The organism is Streptosporangium sp. NPDC023615 (assembly GCF_040640155.1).
Taxonomy (GTDB): domain Bacteria; phylum Actinomycetota; class Actinomycetes; order Streptosporangiales; family Streptosporangiaceae; genus Streptosporangium.
Genome location: NZ_JBFABE010000010.1, coordinates 48,540 through 67,708, shown reverse-complemented (window position 1 = coordinate 67,708; position 19,169 = coordinate 48,540). Strand labels below are relative to the sequence as shown.

The 19,169-nt window shown below is 72.8% G+C and carries 20 protein-coding genes; 12 read left to right on the top strand and 8 right to left on the bottom strand.

Going from position 1 to position 19,169, the window contains the following annotated elements; all coding sequences use genetic code 11:
• Positions 1-2: 2 nt before the first annotated feature.
• Positions 3-1,286, bottom strand: coding sequence for a glycoside hydrolase family 18 protein (locus tag AB0G16_RS10770; protein WP_362801992.1), 1,284 nt, complete (start codon positions 1,284-1,286; stop codon positions 3-5).
• 572 nt (positions 1,287-1,858) lie between these two features.
• Between AB0G16_RS10770 and AB0G16_RS10765 the strand changes: the two genes are divergently transcribed.
• Together AB0G16_RS10765 and hemW are read left to right on the top strand one after the other, a co-directional pair.
• On the top strand, positions 1,859-2,482 hold the full coding sequence (locus AB0G16_RS10765; RefSeq protein WP_362801989.1) for a hypothetical protein: 624 nt from the start codon (positions 1,859-1,861) through the stop codon (positions 2,480-2,482).
• Between the two features lie 119 nt (positions 2,483-2,601).
• Entirely contained in the window at positions 2,602-3,813 is a 1,212-nt protein-coding gene (hemW, locus tag AB0G16_RS10760; protein WP_362801986.1) for a radical SAM family heme chaperone HemW, read from the top strand.
• 186 nt (positions 3,814-3,999) lie between these two features.
• Here hemW and AB0G16_RS10755 read toward each other — a convergent pair whose 3' ends face one another.
• Both AB0G16_RS10755 and AB0G16_RS10750 read right to left on the bottom strand, forming a co-directional pair.
• Positions 4,000-4,839: a DUF3097 domain-containing protein gene (locus AB0G16_RS10755; RefSeq protein WP_362801983.1), complete on the bottom strand. Its 840-nt coding sequence runs from the start codon at positions 4,837-4,839 to the stop codon at positions 4,000-4,002.
• Between the two features lie 58 nt (positions 4,840-4,897).
• A complete protein-coding gene (locus tag AB0G16_RS10750) occupies positions 4,898-5,917 on the bottom strand; it encodes a hypothetical protein (protein ID WP_362801981.1) in 1,020 nt (339 codons plus the stop codon).
• A 181-nt stretch (positions 5,918-6,098) separates the two neighbouring features.
• On the opposite strand from AB0G16_RS10750, the gene hrcA reads away from it, so the two are divergent.
• The 3 genes from hrcA (at position 6,099) to AB0G16_RS10735 (ending at position 9,086) form a co-directional block, all read left to right on the top strand.
• Entirely contained in the window at positions 6,099-7,112 is a 1,014-nt protein-coding gene (hrcA, locus tag AB0G16_RS10745) for a heat-inducible transcriptional repressor HrcA (protein WP_362802258.1), read from the top strand.
• Between the two features lie 14 nt (positions 7,113-7,126).
• Positions 7,127-8,266 (top strand): molecular chaperone DnaJ, encoded by a 1,140-nt coding sequence (gene dnaJ / locus AB0G16_RS10740; RefSeq protein ID WP_362801978.1) that lies wholly within the window; start codon positions 7,127-7,129, stop codon positions 8,264-8,266.
• Positions 8,267-8,336: 70 nt separating this feature from the next.
• Positions 8,337-9,086, top strand: coding sequence for a 16S rRNA (uracil(1498)-N(3))-methyltransferase (locus tag AB0G16_RS10735; protein WP_362801976.1), 750 nt, complete (start codon positions 8,337-8,339; stop codon positions 9,084-9,086).
• Between the two features lie 213 nt (positions 9,087-9,299).
• Here AB0G16_RS10735 and AB0G16_RS10730 read toward each other — a convergent pair whose 3' ends face one another.
• Together AB0G16_RS10730 and AB0G16_RS10725 are read right to left on the bottom strand one after the other, a co-directional pair.
• Positions 9,300-9,983, bottom strand: coding sequence for a hypothetical protein (locus AB0G16_RS10730; protein ID WP_362801973.1), 684 nt, complete (start codon positions 9,981-9,983; stop codon positions 9,300-9,302).
• A complete protein-coding gene (locus AB0G16_RS10725) occupies positions 9,980-10,459 on the bottom strand; it encodes a SigE family RNA polymerase sigma factor (protein ID WP_043655278.1) in 480 nt (159 codons plus the stop codon). Before AB0G16_RS10725 ends, AB0G16_RS10730 begins: the two co-directional genes overlap by 4 nt.
• 283 nt (positions 10,460-10,742) lie before the next feature.
• Between AB0G16_RS10725 and AB0G16_RS10720 the strand changes: the two genes are divergently transcribed.
• The 7 genes from AB0G16_RS10720 (at position 10,743) to era (ending at position 16,649) form a co-directional block, all read left to right on the top strand.
• Positions 10,743-11,093: a histidine triad nucleotide-binding protein gene (locus AB0G16_RS10720; RefSeq protein WP_362802255.1), complete on the top strand. Its 351-nt coding sequence runs from the start codon at positions 10,743-10,745 to the stop codon at positions 11,091-11,093.
• 92 nt (positions 11,094-11,185) lie between these two features.
• On the top strand, positions 11,186-12,253 hold the full coding sequence (locus AB0G16_RS10715) for a PhoH family protein (protein ID WP_362801970.1): 1,068 nt from the start codon (positions 11,186-11,188) through the stop codon (positions 12,251-12,253).
• Positions 12,254-12,344: 91 nt separating this feature from the next.
• A complete protein-coding gene (gene ybeY, locus AB0G16_RS10710; RefSeq protein ID WP_362801966.1) occupies positions 12,345-12,827 on the top strand; it encodes an rRNA maturation RNase YbeY in 483 nt (160 codons plus the stop codon).
• Entirely contained in the window at positions 12,824-14,131 is a 1,308-nt protein-coding gene (locus AB0G16_RS10705; RefSeq protein WP_362801963.1) for a hemolysin family protein, read from the top strand. The genes ybeY and AB0G16_RS10705 overlap by 4 nt, the downstream gene beginning before the upstream one ends.
• Before the next feature lie 557 nt (positions 14,132-14,688).
• On the top strand, positions 14,689-15,297 hold the full coding sequence (locus AB0G16_RS10700) for a hypothetical protein (protein WP_362801960.1): 609 nt from the start codon (positions 14,689-14,691) through the stop codon (positions 15,295-15,297).
• A gap of 81 nt (positions 15,298-15,378) precedes the next feature.
• Positions 15,379-15,711, top strand: a complete 333-nt coding sequence (locus AB0G16_RS10695) for a cytidine deaminase (RefSeq protein ID WP_362801957.1) — start codon at positions 15,379-15,381, stop codon at positions 15,709-15,711.
• Between the two features lie 17 nt (positions 15,712-15,728).
• Positions 15,729-16,649: a GTPase Era gene (era, locus tag AB0G16_RS10690; protein WP_362801954.1), complete on the top strand. Its 921-nt coding sequence runs from the start codon at positions 15,729-15,731 to the stop codon at positions 16,647-16,649.
• Between the two features lie 63 nt (positions 16,650-16,712).
• Here the strand turns inward: era and AB0G16_RS10685 are convergent, their stop codons facing one another.
• The 3 genes from AB0G16_RS10685 to AB0G16_RS10675 all read right to left on the bottom strand — a co-directional run bounded on the left by AB0G16_RS10685 (position 16,713) and on the right by AB0G16_RS10675 (position 19,080).
• Positions 16,713-17,480, bottom strand: coding sequence for an urease accessory protein UreD (locus tag AB0G16_RS10685; RefSeq protein ID WP_362801951.1), 768 nt, complete (start codon positions 17,478-17,480; stop codon positions 16,713-16,715).
• A gap of 118 nt (positions 17,481-17,598) precedes the next feature.
• Positions 17,599-18,267 carry an urease accessory protein UreG gene (gene ureG, locus AB0G16_RS10680; protein WP_362801948.1) on the bottom strand — a complete coding sequence of 223 codons (669 nt, stop codon included), beginning with the start codon at positions 18,265-18,267 and terminating at the stop codon, positions 17,599-17,601.
• Between the two features lie 27 nt (positions 18,268-18,294).
• The gene (locus AB0G16_RS10675) at positions 18,295-19,080 is read right to left on the bottom strand and encodes an urease accessory UreF family protein (RefSeq protein WP_362801945.1); all 786 of its coding nucleotides are present in this window, start codon (positions 19,078-19,080) and stop codon (positions 18,295-18,297) included.
• Positions 19,081-19,169: the final 89 nt, after the last annotated feature.

Below are 19,169 nucleotides of genomic sequence, written 5' to 3'. Positions count from 1 at the left end.
CGTCAGCGCAGGACGCGGTAGAGCGCCGTGGTGAGCGAGGCCTTGGCATCGTCCTGGTCGATGGACCACATCATCGATCCGCCCAGGCCCTTCAGGCGGATGTAGGCCGCCTTCTGCACCAGCGAGGCCGGGTCGTCGTAGGACCAGAACTCGTTGCCGTCGTAGAGCCAGACGGACCCGGTCAGCAGGTCGCGGTAGCGCTTGCCCGGCTTGTTCACCAGGATCTTGTAGTCCTCGGTGCCGGCGGCGAAGGTGCCGGGGGCGGGGCCGGTGGAGGTGCCGTACAGGCCGTTCCTGCCGCCGGTGACGCCGGTCCAGCCCTGGCCGTACGCGGGCACGCCCACCACGAGCTTCCGGGCGGGCGCGCCGCGCTTCAGGTAGTCGCGGACGGTCTGGTCCACGCTGTACTTCACCGGGTTCGGGTCGCGCCGGTCGTTGAACAGGTTGCCGTTGTGGCCGGTGACGGTCTCCCAGGGGCCGTGCAGGTCATAGCCCTGGACGGTGGCGAAGTCGAGCTGCTTGAAGACGTCGCGCACCTCGAAGCCGGCGTCGATCTTCGCGGCGGCGGCGGGCAGGAAGGCGGTCAGCTCGCTGCGCCGGTCGAACCCGTTCATCTGGCGGCGTAGCTCGGTGACGAACAGGGTGAAGTTCCGCTTGTCCTCGGGACGGATGACGTTGCCGTCGTTGCCGGAGGAGCCGGGCCACTCCCAGTCCAGGTCGATGCCGTCGAACACGCCGGCGCCCGCGCCGGGGGCGGCGCCGGGCAGGTTGCCCTTCAGCCACAGGTCGATGCAGGAGGAGGCCAGCCGGGCACGGCCCTCGGGGGTGAGCACGGCGTCGGAGAAGTACTTCGAGCCGGTCCAGCCGCCGAGGGAGATCAGCGCCTTGAGGCCGGGATGCTTGGCCTTGAGCTTCCTGAGCTGGTTGAGGTTGCCGCTCAGTGCCTGTCCCTCGACGTCTGCGACGCCGTCCACGCTCTGCTCGGCGGGGACCGGACGCTGCCAGTCGGCCCACGGGTCGGCGGAGTAGCAGTCCCCCTCGGGGTTGACGAAGCCGAAGGCGTAGTTGACGTGGGTCAGCTTGGCGGCGGCGCCGCTGGTGTCCATGTCCTTGACGTGGTAGTTGCGTCCGTAGACGCCCCACTGGATGAAGTACGCGACCCGCTTGAAGCGGTCACCGCTCTCCTGGGTGGCCTGGGCGTGCGCGTTGGCCGGGACGGGCGCGGCGACCGCCGCGAGACCCGCGGCGAGAACCGCCGCGATCATGTGCCGGAGGAGTCTCTGCACGGGCTTCTCCACTGATTGGGAAGTAACTTATAGGAAACTTTCCTTTAAGTTTCACCGGATCGTAGACCTGGGCGATCGGGGCGTCAACGGTGAGCGGCGTTTTGACAGGTGCGGGCCGGATCTCTCGACTACCGTTGTAAGGCATGGAGCAGCAGGCGTTCTGCAACCGATGTGGCGCCCCGATGGAAGGGCTGCGCCGGTGCCCCCGGTGCGGGGCGCCGGCGGCCCCGCACCCGCCCGCCCGGCCCTCGTCGTCCGGCTCCACGGGGGGTGCCCGCATCCCGCCCGAGGAGTGGCGGCAGGATCCGGCCGACTGGCAGCAGCACCTCCCCCGGGAGGAGCGGCACCTGCACACGGGCGGCCACGCGACCGGGCACACATCCGGGCACACGACCGGGCACACGAATGGGCACACGAATGGGCAGGGGAGCGGGCACGCGTCCGATCACGCGGGCGGACAAACGGCCGGGAACACGGCCGACCGGGCCCGGACGCCCGAACCCGGCGGCTGGGCGCCCCGCCCGGAGCGGGGCGCCCGCCGCACACCCCCCGCCGACCGCCGGGTGTGGCCCGTGGTCACGGTGGCCGCGCTGGTCACCGCGGCGTCGGTCGCGGCCGGAGCCGCCTGGCTCGTCCCGCGCCGCGACGGTCCGCCCGGGACCGGCGGCGTGCCGGTCGCGATGACCGGTGCCCGCGCCGAGGCCGAGATCGGCGCTCCCGTGGCGGGACGCCCCCACGGCGGCCCCGAGGAGGCGAAGGCGCAGGCCAGGGTGCTGGACGCGTTGCTCGCCGACAGCGGCGGCTCCCGGTCGGGCCTGGGCGCCGCCCTGGAGGGGCTCCGCTCCTGCGAGGACACCGCGGGCGGGCTGGCGGCGCTCCAGCGGATCACCGCCTCCCGGCGCGAGCAGGTGATCCAGGTCAACGCGCTGGGCACCGGGGCGCTCGACGGCGGACAGGAGGTCAAGGAACGCCTGACCCGCGCCCTGACCGCCTCCTTCGAGGCGGACGAGGCCTTCCTGTCCTGGGCCGTCCGCCAGGACGTCGGCTGCGACCGCGCCTGGAGCGGCGACGACGACTACCGCCGGGGCCTCGCCCTCTCCGAGGAGGCGACCACGGCCAAGCGCGGTTTCCTCAAGCTGTGGAACCCCCTCGCCCGCCGGTACGGCCTGCCGGAACGGGACGATCACGAGATCTGACCCCGGGCGACCCGCCGCGCGGTGTCCGCGCGGTGGCCGAGCGTGTTCCCCCGGTGCCCCGGCGCGGTGGCGCCGCCCGGACGTACCGGGCATCGGGAGGGGGACGGCAGACTTGGGGCGTGCCATCCACACTTCCCGACGGTGATCCGGTGCCCGCCTCGGGCGAGCTGCCGCAGAGCGCGCTCGCCGGGCTCGGCGAGCGGCCCTTCGGCTTCTACGTCCACGTCCCCTTCTGCGTGACCCGGTGCGGCTACTGCGATTTCAACACCTACACGGCGTCCGAGCTCGGGCCCGGCGCCTCGCAGAGGGACTACGCGGACACCGCCGTCGACGAGGTGCGGCGGGCGCGGGCCGTCCTCGGGTCCGTGTCCCTGCCGGTCGAGACGGTGTTCTTCGGCGGGGGCACCCCGACCCTCCTGCCCGCCGAGGACCTGGTGCGCGTCCTGGCGGTGATCGAGGAGGAGTTCGGCCTCGCCCCCGGGGCCGAGGTGAGCACCGAGGCCAACCCCGAGTCCGTGGACCCCGCCTACCTGGCCCGGTTGCGCGCCGGCGGCTTCAACCGGATGAGCTTCGGGATGCAGAGCGCCCGCGAGCACGTGCTGCGGGTGCTCGACCGCCGCCACACCCCCGGCCGTGCCGCCCACGCCGTACGGGAGGCCAGGCAGGCGGGGTTCGAGCACGTCAACCTCGACCTGATCTACGGAACCCCCGGCGAGAGCGACGACGACTGGCGCGCGTCGCTGGCCGCCGCGATCGAGGCGGGGCCCGACCACGTCTCGGCGTACTCGCTGATCGTCGAGGACGGGACGAGGCTGGCGGCCAGGATCAGGCGCGGCGAGCTCCCGATGCCCGACGACGACGTGGCCGCCGACCGCTACCTGATCGCCGACGCCATGCTGGCCGAGGCGGGGTTCACGTGGTACGAGGTGTCCAACTGGGCGACCTCCGAGGCCGGGCGCTGCCGGCACAACCTGCTCTACTGGACCGGCGGCGACTGGTGGGGCGTCGGTCCGGGGGCGCACAGCCATGTCGGGGGCACCCGCTGGTGGAACGTCAAGCACCCGGCCGCCTACGCGCGGCGCCTGGCCTCGGGCGCCTCCCCGGCGCACGCGCGCGAGGTGCTGGGCCCGCGGGACCGGGCGGTGGAGCGGCTGATGCTGGAGCTGCGGCTCTCCCGGGGGTTCCCTCTCGGCGAGCTGGAACGTCCTGTCGTGGTGGCCCGCGCGCTCGGCGACGGCCTGCTGGAGGTGGAACCGTTCAAGGCGGGGAGGGCGGTGCTCACCCTGCGCGGCCGCCTGCTGGCCGACGCGCTCGTCCGCGACCTGACCTGACCTGACCTGATCTGACCTGATCTGACCTGAGGTCCGACCCGGCCCCGGCGCGACGGCCGCCCCTCGGGCGGGCGCTCACGCCCCCCGGGGCGCCGTGTCACCTCCGGGCGGGCGGTCCGTGGCACCCAGGGCACCCGGGGCGCCCGGGTCTTGCCGGCCGGCCCCGCGGTGAGCGGCCGGGGCCCTTCACGCCCGCCCGGGTGCTCCGGCCCGCTCGCCCTCGCCTGGGTCCGTCACGAAGTCGATCAGCTCCTCGACCGGTCCCAGCAGCGCGGGCTCCAGATCGGCGTAGGTCGTGACCGACCCGAGGATGCGGCGCCACGCCTCGCCGGTCTCCACGTTCCAGCCCAGCGCGGCGACGACGCCCTCCTTCCAGGGCGTCCCGCGCGGCACCGAGGGCCAGGAGGGGATCCTGAGCACCTGCGGCCTGACCGCCTGCCAGACGTCCACGAAGGGGTGCCCGACGACCAGCACGTGCGGCGAGGCGATCCGGGCGGCGATCCGGCTCTCCTTGGAGCCGGGGACCAGGTGGTCGACCAGCACCCCCAGCCGACGGCCGGGGCCGGGAGCGAACTCCTCGACGATGGAGGGCAGGTGGTCGACCCCCTCCAGGTACTCCACGACCACGCCCTCGACCCGCAGGTCGTGACCCCAGACCTTCTCCACGAGGGCGGCGTCGTGCACGCCCTCGACGTAGATCCGGCTCTCCCTGGCGACCTGGGCCCGCAGCCCCTCCACCGCGATGGACCCCGAGGCGCTCCGCCTCGGGCCGCGCGGCGCGGCGGCCGGTCGCACCAGGGTCACCACCTTGCCCTCCAGCAGGAACGCGGCCGGCTCCAGCGGGAACACCCGCCGGCGCCCGAACCGGTCCTCCAGGGTGACGGCCTCCTTGTCGCAGGCCACCACCGCGCCGCAGAAGCCGCCGTCGGCGTCCTCGACGACCAGGTCGAGGTCGGCGGGGACCTGGGGGATCGTCCCCCGGCGGGGGCGCCGCCAGTCTTCCGCCAGAACGTCACGCTCGTACATCAGCGACCGCCCACCCTCTCTCGCCACAGATCACGTGGGACGCTAGCAAACACCGCCGTCACCCGCCGTACGGTCCCGGCGCCCACTGTCCCGCCGCCGCGGCCTGGCTCGCCTCGGCCTGCCGGCGCCTGCGGGCGCCCTTGCGCTTGCCCAGCACGACGATCGTCACGACGACGGCCAGCAGGATGCCGAGGGCGGGAACCCCGATCAGGGTGACCACCCCGCCCACCACCGCTCCGGCGGCGACCTCCCGGCCCACACCGAACCTGACGCCTGCGGCCCTGTCGGCGTTGCAGGTGACCTGGTAGTCGCCCGCCCTGTCCACGCCCACCCGCAGGCCGAGCTCCCAGCGCACCCCGTTGGTCCCCGTGATGAGCGTCCGCCCGGCCGGCTCCTGCAGGCGGGCGGGACCGGCGCCGCCCGTGATCCCGCACGTGAAGCGCCTGGGACCGGCCGTGAAGACGTAGATGGCCGGGCTCTCGGCCGGGTCGAGCCTGACCGTCGTCACCTGCCCGGGAAGGAACGACGTCTTGGGGGCGGCGTCGACCGCGCCGGAGAGACCGGAGACGAGCCCGGCGATCCCGACGACGACACAGGCCAGGGCGATCAGCCAGGCCCCCACGATCCACCCGACACCGGGCTTGATCTTCCCCGCGGACGGCGCTCCCGGCGGGAGGCCGTACCCGGGGGGCCCGTAGCCGGGGGGAGGGGCACCCTGGTAGGGCTGCGGGCCGCCCTGGTACGGCGAGTGGCCCTGCCCGCCCTGGTAGTAGGGCTGCTGACCGGGGTGTCCGGGCTGACCGGGCTGACCGGGCTGACCGGGCTGACCGGGCTGACCGGGCTGACCGGGCTGGCCGTACGGCTGCCCGCCTGGCTGGCCGTACTGCTGAGGACCGGGCTGACCGGGCTGACCGGGATATCCGGGGTGTCCGGGCTGGCCGTACTGGCCTGGCTGGCCGTACTGCTGCGGGCCGGGCTGGCCATATGTCTGCCGGTCGGGCTGACCGTACTGCGGGGACGCGCCGTGACCGGGGTCACCGCCGGCGCCCTCCGGGAAAGAACCAAAATCTTTGGACATATACGGATTGTGATGGTTGCGGCTTGGGTCGCGATAGCCGTTGACCCGACGACGACGGGCGGGACCGTCCACAGGTCTTGCTTATCGCACCTTTCGCGCGGGGGCCGTACACTTGGCACTCGGGAACACAGAGTGCCAGGCCTCGTGTCTCCCAGAGGACGCAGGCAGGGAGGTGACCACGTTGGTCGACGACCGGAAGCTCGCCGTGCTACGCGCCATCGTCGAGGACTACGTGTCCACCAACGAGCCGGTGGGTTCCAAGGCGCTGGCGGACCGGCACAACCTGGGGGTCTCGCCGGCGACGATCCGCAACGACATGGCCGTGCTGGAGGAGCAGGGATACATCGCCCAGCCCCACACCAGCGCCGGCCGGGTCCCCACCGACAAGGGCTACCGGCTCTTCGTCGACCGGCTCTCCCAGGTCAAGCCCCTCTCCAGCGCGGAGCGCAGGGCCATCGAGAGCTTCCTCGCCGGGGCCGTGGACATCGACGACGTCGTCATGCGGACGGTGCGGCTGCTGGCCCAGCTCACCCGGCAGGTCGCCGTGGTGCAGTACCCGACGCTGACCAACTCGGCGGTCCGCCACGTCGAGCTGGTGCCGCTGAGCGAGCGCCGGCTGATGTTCGTGCTGATCACCAACACCGGCCGGGTCGAGCAGCGGGTGGTCGAGCTGCCCGAGGTCGCCGACGAGCAGCGGGTGGCCCACCTGCGGGCGGTGCTCAACACCTCGCTCGACGGGTGCGGGCTCAGCGGCGTCCCCGACAGGGTCGCCGATCTGCCCGAGCGGCTGTCGCCCGAGGACCGGCCGCTCGCGGCCACGATCCTGTCGGTGCTGCTGGAGTCCCTGGTGGAGAGGCACGACGAGAAGATCGTTTTTGCCGGGGCCGCCAACCTGGCGGGAGCCGACTTCACCGTCGGCCTCCGCGACGTGCTGGAGGCCCTGGAGGAGCAGGTCGTGCTCATGCGGCTGCTCGGCGAGACCTCCGACCTGTCGGCGCTGACCGTGCGGATCGGCTCGGAGAACCCCTATACCGGACTCCAGGGCACGTCCATCGTCGCCGCCGGATACGGTTCTGGGGACAAGCAACTGGCCCGGCTCGGTGTGCTGGGCCCGACGCGTATGGACTACCCGGTCACGATGGGCGCGGTGCGCGCGGTGGCACGCTACGTCAGCCAGATCCTGGCTGCATCCTAAGAGGTCAACGAAAAGTGGCTAAGAGCGACTACTACGGCACCCTCGGGGTGCGCCGTGACGCCAGTGCGGAAGAGATCAAGAAGGCGTACCGCCGCCTGGCGCGAGAGCTGCATCCCGACGTCAACCCCGACCCTGCGACCCAGGAGCGCTTCAAGGAGATCACGCAGGCCTACGAGGTGCTGTCGGACTCCAGCAAGCGGCAGATGTACGACATGGGCGCCGATCCGTTCGCCTCGGGTGGCCCCGGAGCCGGAGGCTTCGGCGCGGGGTTCCCGTTCAGCGACATCATGGACGCCTTCTTCGGCGCCGCCGGCGCCGGAGGGGGGCGGGGGCCGCGCTCGCGCGCCCGCCGCGGGCGCAACGCCACCATCCGCGTGGAGCTCGACCTGCAGGAGTCGGGCTTCGGCACGACCCGCGAGCTGGTCGTCGACACCGCGGTGATCTGCGAGGTCTGCACCGGCTCCGGGGCCGCGGCCGGGACCCACCCCGACACCTGTGACATGTGTCACGGACGAGGCGAGGTCTCCCAGGTGACCCGCTCCTTCCTGGGGCAGGTCATGACCTCCCGCCCCTGCCCCCAGTGCGGAGGCTTCGGCTCGATCATCCGCAACCCCTGCCAGGAGTGCTCGGGCGACGGCCGGGTCCGTACCCGGCGGACCATCAAGGTCCGTATCCCGGCCGGCGTCGAGGACGGCACCCACATCCAGCTCGCCGGCGAGGGTGAGATCGGTCCCGGCGGCGGCCCGCCCGGAGACCTGTTCCTGGAGATCGTCGAGCGCCCCCACGAGACCTTCGAGCGGCGTGGCGACGACCTGCACTGCACCGTGCAGATCCCGATGGCCGCGGCGGCGCTCGGCACCATCCTGACCATGGAGACGCTGGACGGCGCCGAGGAGCTGGACATCCGGCCGGGCACCCAGTCGGGGCAGACGATCCCGCTCTACGGGCGGGGCGTGCAGCGCCTGAACGAGAGCGGCCGCGGTGACCTGCTGATCCACGTCAACGTCGAGACCCCCACCCGGCTCGACGCGGCCCAGGAGGAGCTCTTGAAGGAGCTCGCCAGGCTCCGGGGCGAGGAGCGCCCGCCGGGTAAGTTCGCCCCCGGCCAGCAGAGCTTCTTCTCCCGCCTGCGGGACGCCTTCAACGGCCGCTGACGATGCCCCGGACATTGACCCGGACGATGACCCGGACGATGACCCGCCCGGTGACCCGGCCCGGTGTCCCATGACCGTTCCGGTCTTCCTGGCCGAGCGGGCCGAGCTGGCCGACCTGGCCGGGGCGGCCGGGGCGGAGTTCACGCTCTGCGGCCCCGAGGGGCGCCACGCGGCGGCCGTGAGGCGGCTGCGGGCGGGGGAGCGGCTCGACCTGACCGACGGGGAGGGCTCCGTCGCCGAGTGCGTGGTGGCCGAGGCCGGGAAGGAATCGCTCCGGGTCCGGGTGCTGCGCCGTCACGACCTGCCGGCCCCCGCACCGCGGCTGGTCGTCGTCCAGGGGCTGCCCAAGGGCGACAGGGGAGAGCTGGCCGTGGAGATGATGACGGAGGCCGGCGTCGACGTGATCGTCCCCTGGGCCGCCGCCAGGTGCGTCACCCAGTGGAAGGGGGAGCGCGCGGCCAAGGCGCTGGCCCGCTGGCGCTCCACCGCCCGCGAGGCGGGCAAGCAGTCCCGCCGCTTCCACCTGCCCCGGGTGGCGGAGCCGGCGACCACCGCCACGGTCGCCGGCCTGCTGTCGGCGGCGGAGCTGGGCGTCGTCCTTCACGAGGAGGCCGCCTCCCCGCTGTCGGGCCTGCCGCTCCCGGACGGGGGCGACATCGTCGTGGTGGTCGGCCCGGAGGGCGGGATCTCCCCGGAGGAGATCACGGCTTTCCGGGAGGCCGGCGCCTCACCGGCCCTGCTCGGCCCGACGGTGCTGCGCACCTCGACGGCCGGGGTCGTGGCGGCGGCGGTGCTCCAGACCCGCAGCGGCCGCTGGTGACTCCCGGGGGCGGCGTCCCTCCGGGGTGACCGTACACCCCCTGTGAACCCCCTCGGGGGAGCCGAGTCCTCGCCGTGGGCTCCCGCGAACCCCCGCGCCGCCCGTCCCTCGCAGGCGGCTCCCCGGAGCCTTCCGGACCGAACCCGCCCCGGTGGCTCTCCGAAGCCCCGGGCGGGGAACCCTCGCCGTGGCCCCGGAACCCCGGGCGGCGGCTCAGGTGCCGGTCGGCGTCGGCGCGGGCGTGACCGCCTCGGTCGGCGGCGGCGGGGGCGACACCTCGCTGGTCGGCGTGCAGTCCTCGGCCGAGCAGGGGCTCTGCGTGGGCGTCGCCGGTCTCGACGGCGTGGACGTCGCCTCCTCGCACCACTCGGGGGTCTCGTCGGCCTCGACGGGCTCGCCCTCCAGCGGGGTGGGGCACGGGGGCGTCGGCGTCGGCCTGGCCGCCGCCGTCGCGGAGGTCGGCCTGGTGGACGGCCTCGGGTTCGCCGGGGCGCTCCTGGAGGACGTGGGCTCCGGCGCGGACGTGTCCGTCCCCGGCCGGGAGACGATCGGGAGCGGAGCCGGGTTCGAGGGGCCCGGCGTCGGGGGGGCCGGGGGACGGGAGGTGGCCGATCCGTCCGGCGGGGGCGACTCGGTGAAGTTGATCTTCTTCCCGGCGTCCACCGAGGGGATCACCCGCTCGCGGATCTCGGGCACCACCATGACGACGGTGGACGCGACGAGGACGGCGCCCGCGACGGAGACCCCGGCGCGCCACCACATCAGCCCGCGGATCCCGCGCCGCTCGATGCGGGCGCGAATGATCTCCAGCCCGTCCGGGGAGGGAACGACCGAGTTCGCCTCCGCGCTGAGCGCACGGCGAAGCAGTTCGCCGTACTCATCCGGGGAGTCGGTCATGACAGTTGCTCCAGTGAGGTTCGTAGGGCGGCCATGCCGCGAGCCGTGTGGCTCTTGACCGCGCCCTTGCTGATGCCCATCGCGTGGGCGATCTGAGCCTCGGACAGATCTCCGTAGTAACGCAGGACAAGGGCCTCCCGCTGGCGTGCGGGCAGCCCGCGGAGCGCCTCGATGACGGCGGAACGCTCGAACTCGCCGATCGCGCCGTTCTCCGCGCTCGGCGCGTCGGGCATGCCCTTGGGCGCGTACTTCTCGACGACCGCCCGGTGCCGAAGCACCGAACGTGATCGGTTCACGACCGACTGTCGCAGGTAGGCCAGTGCCTTGTCGGTGTCGCGCAGGCGACGCCAGGCGCCATGGATGGCGACGAACGCGTCCTGCACGACCTCCTCCGCGGTTGCCATGTCGCGGACGAGCAGGACGGCGAGCCGGACAAGGGACCGGTAGTGCGCGCTGTAGAGCGCGGTAACGGCCATGTCGGCATCCCATCCGACGGGCACCGCCCCGAGCGACCTGTCGGCCACGAGGGTCTCGGTGGTCACATCAGTGGGACGCTTGGCCTTCCCAGAGGGTTTACGCTCTTCCGGTTCATTAGGGGGCATGACCCAGTCGTGTCCTCGCCAGGCGGCCATATGGTGCTGCGCGCAAAGGGCTGTCGTGGTTGAAGTTTTGCACATCCACCATATCCGGGTGGATCTTTGTTTGCGGACCGGAACCATCACCGATTCACAACGTCCTCGGCGGTAAGGTGCCTGCATGGTGAGCGAAGCCGACTGCCTTTTCTGCCGGATCGTGGCCGGGGAGATCCCCGCGCAGATCGTCCACGAGACGGACCGCACCCTGGCCTTCCGCGACGTCAACCCCCAGGCGCCGACCCACGTGCTGGTGATCCCCAGGGACCACCACCCGACCGTCGCGGCCCTGGCCGCCGCCGGTGGCGGCCTGGCCGAGGAGGTCCTCGCCGCCGCGCACGAGGTCGCCCTGCGGGAGGGGGTCGCCGAGACCGGCTACCGGCTGGTGTTCAACACCGGCCCCGAGGCCGGCCAGACCGTCTTCCACGTGCACGGACACGTGATCGGCGGGCGCGGGCTGAACTGGCCGCCCGGCTGAAAACCGGTAGCCGCGATCGTCGCGGGGGCGGATACCATGGCGGTGAAGTTCCGCGCCTATATCTGGAGGCGAACAGGCCGTAAGGCCCGCTCATGTCCGAGACAAACGATTCCAGCAGAACACCGTCCAAGTCCAGGGGCTCCAGCCGCACCCAGGCGAAGGTGGTGATTCCGGACGGTCAGTCGATGGTCAGCCTCCTGGGCTCGCGCGACGAGCTGTTGCGTGTCATCGAGGGCGCCTTCCGCGCCGACATCCATGTCCGGGGCAACGAGATCACGATCACCGGAAGTCCCGAGGAGAGCAGCACCGTGGTGCGGCTCTTCGAGGAGATGTCCGAGCTCGTCCAGGGAGGCGCGCAGCTCACGGCGGACGCGGTCGAGCGCAGCATCGCCATGCTGCGCATGACCTCCGACCGTCCCGCCGAGGTGCTCTCGCTCGACATCATCTCCTCGCGGGGGCGCACCATCCGCCCGAAGACCGTGAACCAGAAGCGCTACGTCGACGCGATCGACCGGTTCACCATCGTCTTCGGGATCGGCCCGGCGGGCACCGGCAAGACCTACCTCGCCATGGCGAAGGCCGTGAAGGCCCTCCAGGAGAAGAAGGTCAACCGGATCATCCTCACCCGCCCGGCGGTGGAGGCGGGCGAGCGGCTGGGCTTCCTGCCCGGCACGCTGTACGAGAAGATCGACCCCTATCTCCGGCCGCTGTACGACGCGCTGCACGACATGCTCGACCCCGACTCGATCCCCAGGCTGATGGCCGCGGGCACGATCGAGGTCGCGCCCCTGGCCTACATGCGCGGCCGTACGCTCAACGACGCCTACATCATCCTGGACGAGGCGCAGAACACCTCGGCGGAGCAGATGAAGATGTTCCTGACCCGGCTGGGCTTCAACTCGAAGATCGTCGTCACCGGTGACGTCACCCAGGTCGACCTGCCCGGGGGCACGCAGAGCGGTCTGCGAGTCGTCCAGGACATCCTCGACGACATCCCCGACATCCACTTCTCCCGCCTGACCAGCGCCGACGTGGTGCGGCACAAGCTGGTGGGCGACATCGTGGACGCCTACGGGCGCTACGACGAGGCACAGCGCCAGAACACGCCGCAGCAGATCAAGGGCGTGGCCGGCAAGCAGCGTCCCCGGGAACGGACGTGAGCGCGGGCGCGCCCGGCGCGACGGCCGGCATGACGACCGGAACGGCGGCCGGCACGACGACAGGCGGCGGTCACGCGGCGGGAGACGGCCGATGAGCGTCGAGGTCAACAACGAGTCCGGCGTCGAGATCGACGAGGGGCTCGTCGTCTCGCTGGCCGGGTACGTGCTGGAGCGGATGGGCATCAACCCGCTGGCCGAGCTGTCGATCCTGGTGGTCGACGAGGAGGCCATGTCCGTGCTGCACGAGCAGTGGATGGGCGAGCCCGGGCCCACGGACGTGCTCGCCTTCCCCATGGACGAGCTGCGCCCCGGCCCGGGCGCGGGCGCCCGGCAGGAGGGCGACGCGCCCACCGACCCGGCGCTGCTGGGAGACGTGGTGCTCTGCCCGCAGGTGGCCGCCAAGCAGGGGGCCGAGGCCGGTCACGGCACCGAGGCCGAGCTGGAGCTGCTGTGCACGCACGGCATCCTGCACCTGCTCGGCTACGACCACGCCGAGCCCGAGGAGCACAAGGAGATGTTCTCCCTGCAGGGAGAGATCCTCGAGTCATGGCGGGAGGTGCGCCCCCAGCGGTGAACCTCGCCAACGGGTGGTTGTTCTCGGCCGTCGTGCTCGTCGTGGTCGGCGGGCTGATCGCCAGCGCGGAGACGGCCCTGACCCGCATCTCACGGGTCCGCGCGGAGGAGTTCGTCCGCGAGGGGCGGCGGGGCGCGGGGCGCCTGCAGACCATCGTCGCCGACCCGCCGCGCTACCTGAACCTGCTGCTGCTGCTCCGGCTGAGCTGCGAGCTGGTCGCCACGGTGATCGCCACGCTGCTCTTCATCGACTGGCTCGGCGACCGGGGCTGGGCCTACACCGCGGCCGCGGCCGTCATGATCGTCGTCAGTTACGTGATCGTCGGGGTCTCGCCGCGCACCCTGGGCCGCCAGCACGCCGAGCCGATCGCGCTCGCCAGCGCGCCCCTGGTGTACGGCCTGACCCGGATCTTCGGCCCCCTGCCCAAGCTGCTGATCCTGCTCGGCAACGCCGTGACGCCCGGTAAGGGCTTCCGCGAGGGGCCGTTCACCTCCGAGGCCGAGCTGCGCGACCTGGTCGACCTGGCCGAGGAGCGCAGGGTCATCGAGCCCGACGAGCGGGAGATGATCCACTCGGTCTTCGAGCTGGGGGACACGCTGGTCCGCGAGGTCATGGTGCCCCGTACGGACATGGTGTTCATCGAGCGCGGCAAGACGCTGAACCAGGCGCTCTCACTGGCCCTGCGCAGCGGTTTCTCCCGGATCCCGGTGGTCGGCGAGAACGAGGACGACGTCATCGGCATCGCCTACCTCAAGGACATCGCACGCCGGGTGCAGGACACCGGCGACGAGGGCCGCGCCGAACCGGTGGAGTCGCTGATGCGCCCGGCCACCTACGTGCCGGAGAGCAAGCCCATCGACCAGTTGCTGCGCGAGATGCAGGCCCGGCAGATCCACCAGGCCATCGTCATCGACGAGTACGGCGGCACGGCCGGCCTGGTCACGATCGAGGACATCCTGGAGGAGATCGTCGGGGAGATCGCCGACGAGTACGACCAGGAGGCGCCCCGGGTCGAGCCGCTGGAGGACGGCGCGGTCCGGGTGACCGCCAGGCTTCCCGTCGGCGACCTGGAGGACCTGTTCGGCATCGAGCTGGAGGTCGACGACGTCGAGACCGTCGGCGGCCTGCTGGCGCACGCGCTGGGCAGGGTGCCGATCGCGGGCTCCCAGGCCGTGGTCGGGGGGCTCAGCCTGACGGCCGAGAGCCTGGCCGGCCGGCGCAACAGGATCGGCACCGTCCTGGTCACCAGGTTCGTGCCCGCCGACGCGGAGGACGACGCGGTCCCGGCTCCCGCCGACCAGTGACCCGCCCGGGCCCGTGCCTGCGCGCGCCCGGACTGTGACGCGCCCGGACTGTGACGCGCCCGGTGTGGCGTGCCCGAGCCCGTGACGTGCCTGAGCCCGTGACGCGTCCGGGCCCGTGACGCGTCCGGGCCCCTCGGTCCGTGGCCGGGGGCGTTCCGGGGGCGCGTGCCACGGGAGCGCGCCGCGGTTCTCAAGCCGATGACAACCGTTCTGCAAGTGCGTCGCGCGATGCTTCGCGTACGGCACCCGGTCGCGCGGGAGTCGGTGGGGACGTACCGGCGCCCGGAGGGGTTCGTGGCGCCGGGGACGGCCCCGGGGGAGAAGAGCCGCGCAGGGCTCCGAGGCTGCCCTGCGCTGCTCGCTTGAGGGTGTTCTCGACCGTGAAATGCGGTTGAGGACACCCTTAGGCGTTTCTAGATGATTGCCGCTTTTGCCGACGGGGAAGAAAGCGGGTCGACGGGGACGGATACGCCCCGTACATGACATTCGGGGGAACGGTCATGGCGCGGGGGACGATTGTTGCGTCTTTTATAGTCATATATAGCCTTTTGTCGGGGATGGTGACCGGGTGTGCCGGTCAGGGACAGGACGGCGCCGACGGGGCCGGTGACGGCGCGGCGGAGCTGAGACGGCTGCGCGGACTGCTCGACGAGGTCCGCGACCTGCCGGAGGGCTTCTCGGCCCGCCCGCGTGACGGCTGGCAGGCCCCGTTCCAGCCGGTCGACGAGGACTGCAGGCTCGTCCTCGACGCCGCCGGCGGCAGGCCGCCGGAACACGCGCCGGGAGCGCGGGCGGCCGTGGCCTACCAGGGTGACGGGCTCGGGGAACTGGCCGGGTTCGCGCTGGCCTCCTACCGGGGCGACGACGCCGCGGGCCACTTCGGCGCGCTCGTCGAGGCGCTGGGCGACTGCCCGGTGGCGCGCGCCCGGACGGCGGGCAGGAGCACCGCCCTGCGCGTCTCCGACCTGGACCTGGAGGGGATCGACGGCGGGATCCAGGCCAGGAGACTGAGCGGCAGGCTGAACGGCTACCCCTACGAGATCCACCTGGTCTTCGCCCTCAGCGGCCGCACCCTGGTCTCCCTGGTACACGCCGGGGTCCGGGACGTCGACGCCGCGCGCACCCGGCAGCTGGCCGGCCTGCTGGTCGACGAGGTCGTGGCCTGATCCCCGTGGGTCGCGGGGCCGCCCGACCCGGATCGGCGGTCCCGTGTCGCCCGGACGCCGGGGGCTGAATACCCTTGTTCCGTGAGCGACGCGACCCTCGACCCCGAGGACAAGAAGATCATCGTGCTGGCCCGTTCGGCCCGCGCCCGCAACGGCGCCGCCGAGGGCGCGGCCGTACGGGACGAGACCGGCAGAACCTACTCGGCGACCAACGTGGCGCTGCCGTCCCTGACGCTGTCGGCGCTCCAGGTCGCCGTGGCGATGGCCGTGTCCGGCGGAGCGGAGTCGCTGGAGGCCGCCGCCCTGGTCACCGCCGGTGAGGGCCCCTCCGACGCCGACAGCCGGCTGGTCCGCGAGCTCGGCGGCCGGACCCTGCTGGTGGCGGGTCCCGACGGAACGCCGCGTCAGAGCTGAGTCCGTCATCGGGGACAATGGACGGTGTGAGTTCCTCAGCTGTTGATTTCCATGCCGGTTTCGCCTGCTTCGTCGGCCGGCCCAATGTCGGCAAGTCCACGCTGATGAACGCGTTGGTCGGCACGAAGGTGGCGATCACCTCCTCCAAGCCCCAGACGACCCGCCGGGCCATCCGCGGGATCGTGCACCGCCCCGACTCCCAGCTCATCATCGTCGACACGCCGGGTCTGCACCGGCCCCGCACGCTCCTGGGCGAGCGGCTGGACAGCCTGGTGCTCTCCACCCTCACCGAGGTCGACGTGATCGGCTTCTGCGTGCCCGCGAACGAACCCGTCGGCAAGGGCGACCGGTTCATCGCGGAGAAGCTCGCGGGCGTCAAGAAGACCCCGGTGGTCGCCGTGGTCACCAAGTGCGACCTGGCGACCCGCGAGCAGATCGCCGAGCAGCTGCTCGCGGTCTCCCGGCTCGCCGAGTTCGACGACATCGTCCCGGTCTCGGCGCAGTCGGGTGAGCAGCTCGACGTGCTGGCCGACGTGCTGGTCCGCCGCCTCCCGCAGAGCCCTCCCCTGTACGAGGGGGGACAGCTCACCGACGAGCCCGAGCAGGTCCTGGTGGGTGAGCTGATCCGCGAGGCGGCGCTGGAGGGCGTCCGTGACGAGCTTCCGCACTCCATCGCGGTCGTCGTCGACGAGATGCTGCCCCGGGAGGGGCGCGACGACCTGCTGGACATCTACGCGCACATGTTCGTCGAGCGGCCGTCCCAGAAGGCCATCGTGATCGGGCACAAGGGGTCGCGGCTCAAGGACGTCGGCAGCCGCGCCCGCGCCCAGATCGAGGCGCTTCTCGGCACCCGCGTCTACCTCGACCTGCGGATCAGCGTCGCCAAGGACTGGCAGCGCGACCCCAAGCAGCTCCGCCGCCTGGGCTTCTACGACTGAGGGTCCGCCGGCGCTCCCGGCCTGCCCCGGTGGTGCCGGTTCGTGCTCACCGGGTCGTCGCGTTCAGCGGATCACCGCGTTCACCGGCTTCAGCGGGTTCAGCGGGTCGCCGGGTCCGCCGGGGGCGGTGGCCGCGTCCTCGCCGTCCTCCAGCCGTCTGCGCAGCTCGACCGCGTCCCGGCCGAGGGCGGAGACCAGGGTGCCGGGACCGGCCAGTGGGAGCACGGCCCAGCCGTCCCCGACCACGGTCTCCGGTGCCCTCCCGGTGATCAGGGTGCTGCCCACGCAGCGGGCGTCACCGTAGACGGCGGAGCTGCCGTCGATCTCCGGGTCGCCCACCACGAACTCCTGCCGGAGCAGCGGAGCCCCGCCGAGCACGGCGTCGAAGCGCGAGTGACAGCGGCCGGGCCGCTCGCCGTACCGGCCGAAGACGATCTCCTCGCGCCAGCGCACCCGCGCGTCCCCGGCCAGCTCCAGCCGGACGACCAGCCGGTGCAGGGAGCCCGCCGCGAGCACCGTCGGTTCGGGGGCGAAGACCAGCGAGGCGCCGGCGCCGACCCTGGCGGTGACCGTCATCAGGGACTCGGCCCCCGTGGTGCCGGGAAGGACCAGCGTGCTCGCCACCGACCGCACCTCCAGCGCGGTGCCCGGCGCGACCTCGATGTCGAGGGCCAGATCGTCCCCGCCCAGTGGACCCGCCGCGGTGGAGACCAGGTGCACCCGGCCCGGCGCGGTCGTCCGTACCGTCAGGGGAGGGCTGGATCGCATGACGGCCAGAACGGTGCGGCCGTCGGCGGCGCGTTCGGTGGCGATCGCCGCGCGCGCCCTCATCGACCGCCGCCCGGGCCGTCCTGACGCGACGGGCCGCTCCGGCGGGACGGGTCGCTCCGACCGCCCCGGGTGTTCTGCCGGGGCGGGGCCGGTGACCGGCTCGGGATCGGTCACCGGATCAGGCGTGGGAGTGGTCGTGGGCCCAGGACTCGACGAGGCCGCTGACCCATTCGGAGACCGCGTACGCGTTCGGGTCCTCCCTGATCGACGTGAACAGCACGGGCCTGCCCTCCCGTACGGCCGCCGCGTCGCGTGACATGACCGTCAGGTCGGCGCCGACCATCGAGGCCAGGTCGGTCTTGTTGACCACCAGCAGGTCGGCCGTGGTCACGCCGGGGCCGCCCTTGCGGGGGACCTTGTCGCCGCCGGACACGTCCAGCACGAAGATCTGCCGGTCGGCGAGGCCCCGGCTGAAGGTGGCCGTGAGGTTGTCGCCGCCGCTCTCCACGATCACCAGGTCCAGGGGGCCGAACCGCTCCTCCAGGGTCTCCACCGCGTCCAGGTTGGCGGCGATGTCGTCGCGGATCGCGGTGTGCGGGCAGCAGCCCGTCTGCACGGCGGTGATCCTCTCCGGGTCCAGCACGCCCGCCCTGCGCAGGAAGTCGGCGTCCTCGGTGGTGTAGATGTCGTTGGTCACCACGCCCAGGCGCATGGTCGGGCCCAGGGTGCGGCACAGCGCCGCGGTCAGAGCGGTCTTGCCGCTGCCGACGGGGCCTCCGATCCCCAGGCGCAGGGCACGGCCGTGCGGGTCGGCCGCGTGGTGGTGGTCGTCATGGTTGGCGCCCACGGGGGTCACCGTCCTTCCAGGTGGTCGTCAGGAGACGAAAAGCCGTAGATCCGCGCGGACATGGCGTTCGGCGAGCAGGTCGAGGGCGGGGGCGGCGTGCGCGGGCAACGCCTCCCAGCCCTCGGGGTCCTCGGGGTGCCCGGGGCTTTCAGGGGCGGTCGAGCCGGCACGACGGGCCGAGCCGCCGGAACCGGTCGGGCCGGTCGGGCCGGTCGGGAGGGTGGGAGCGGCCGGGACGCCGGCCGAGACCCGTTCCAGGGCCGGGGCGAGGTCGGCGAGCAGCCGGTGGACGGCGACGGGGTCGAGGCCGAGCAGGCGGACGGCCGCGGTGGCGGGCGCGGTGACCGAGGTGTACGCCGCCGCGAGGGCGGCCTCGGCGGGGGAGCATCCGGCCACCGCCGCCACCGCGCCGAGCGCGAGGGGATGATGGACCCCCTGCGGTACGGCCCGGGCCTGCGCGTCGAGCACCGGTGACGGCCAGATCCTCCGCGAGGTCCGCAACAGCAACCTGCCCTGGGTGCGGCTCGCCTCCCGCTGCGCGGGCGAGGAGATCCTGGCGTCGGCCTCGGCGTCCAGCCGCGCCCATCCGGCACCGTCCGCGAACGCGCCGGGAACGGCGGCGTACTCGCAGGCCGCGGCGGCCAGGGCGGCCGTCACCAGGCCCGCGGTGGCCAGGCGGCCCCGCAGGAAGGCGGCCAGGCCGGGGAGGTCCTGGATCGCGCCGATCCTGACGGCCTCCTCCACCCCTCCGGAGTGCCCGTGGCCTCCCGCGGGCAACCGGGAGTCGGCCAGGAGCAGCAGGGCGGCGTTCATGTGCCGGGGCCTCCTTCGCGGCCGGACGGAGCGGTGACGATCGGGCAGGACGGGTGGTGGGGGACGACGGGACGGTCGAAGGCGGCGGG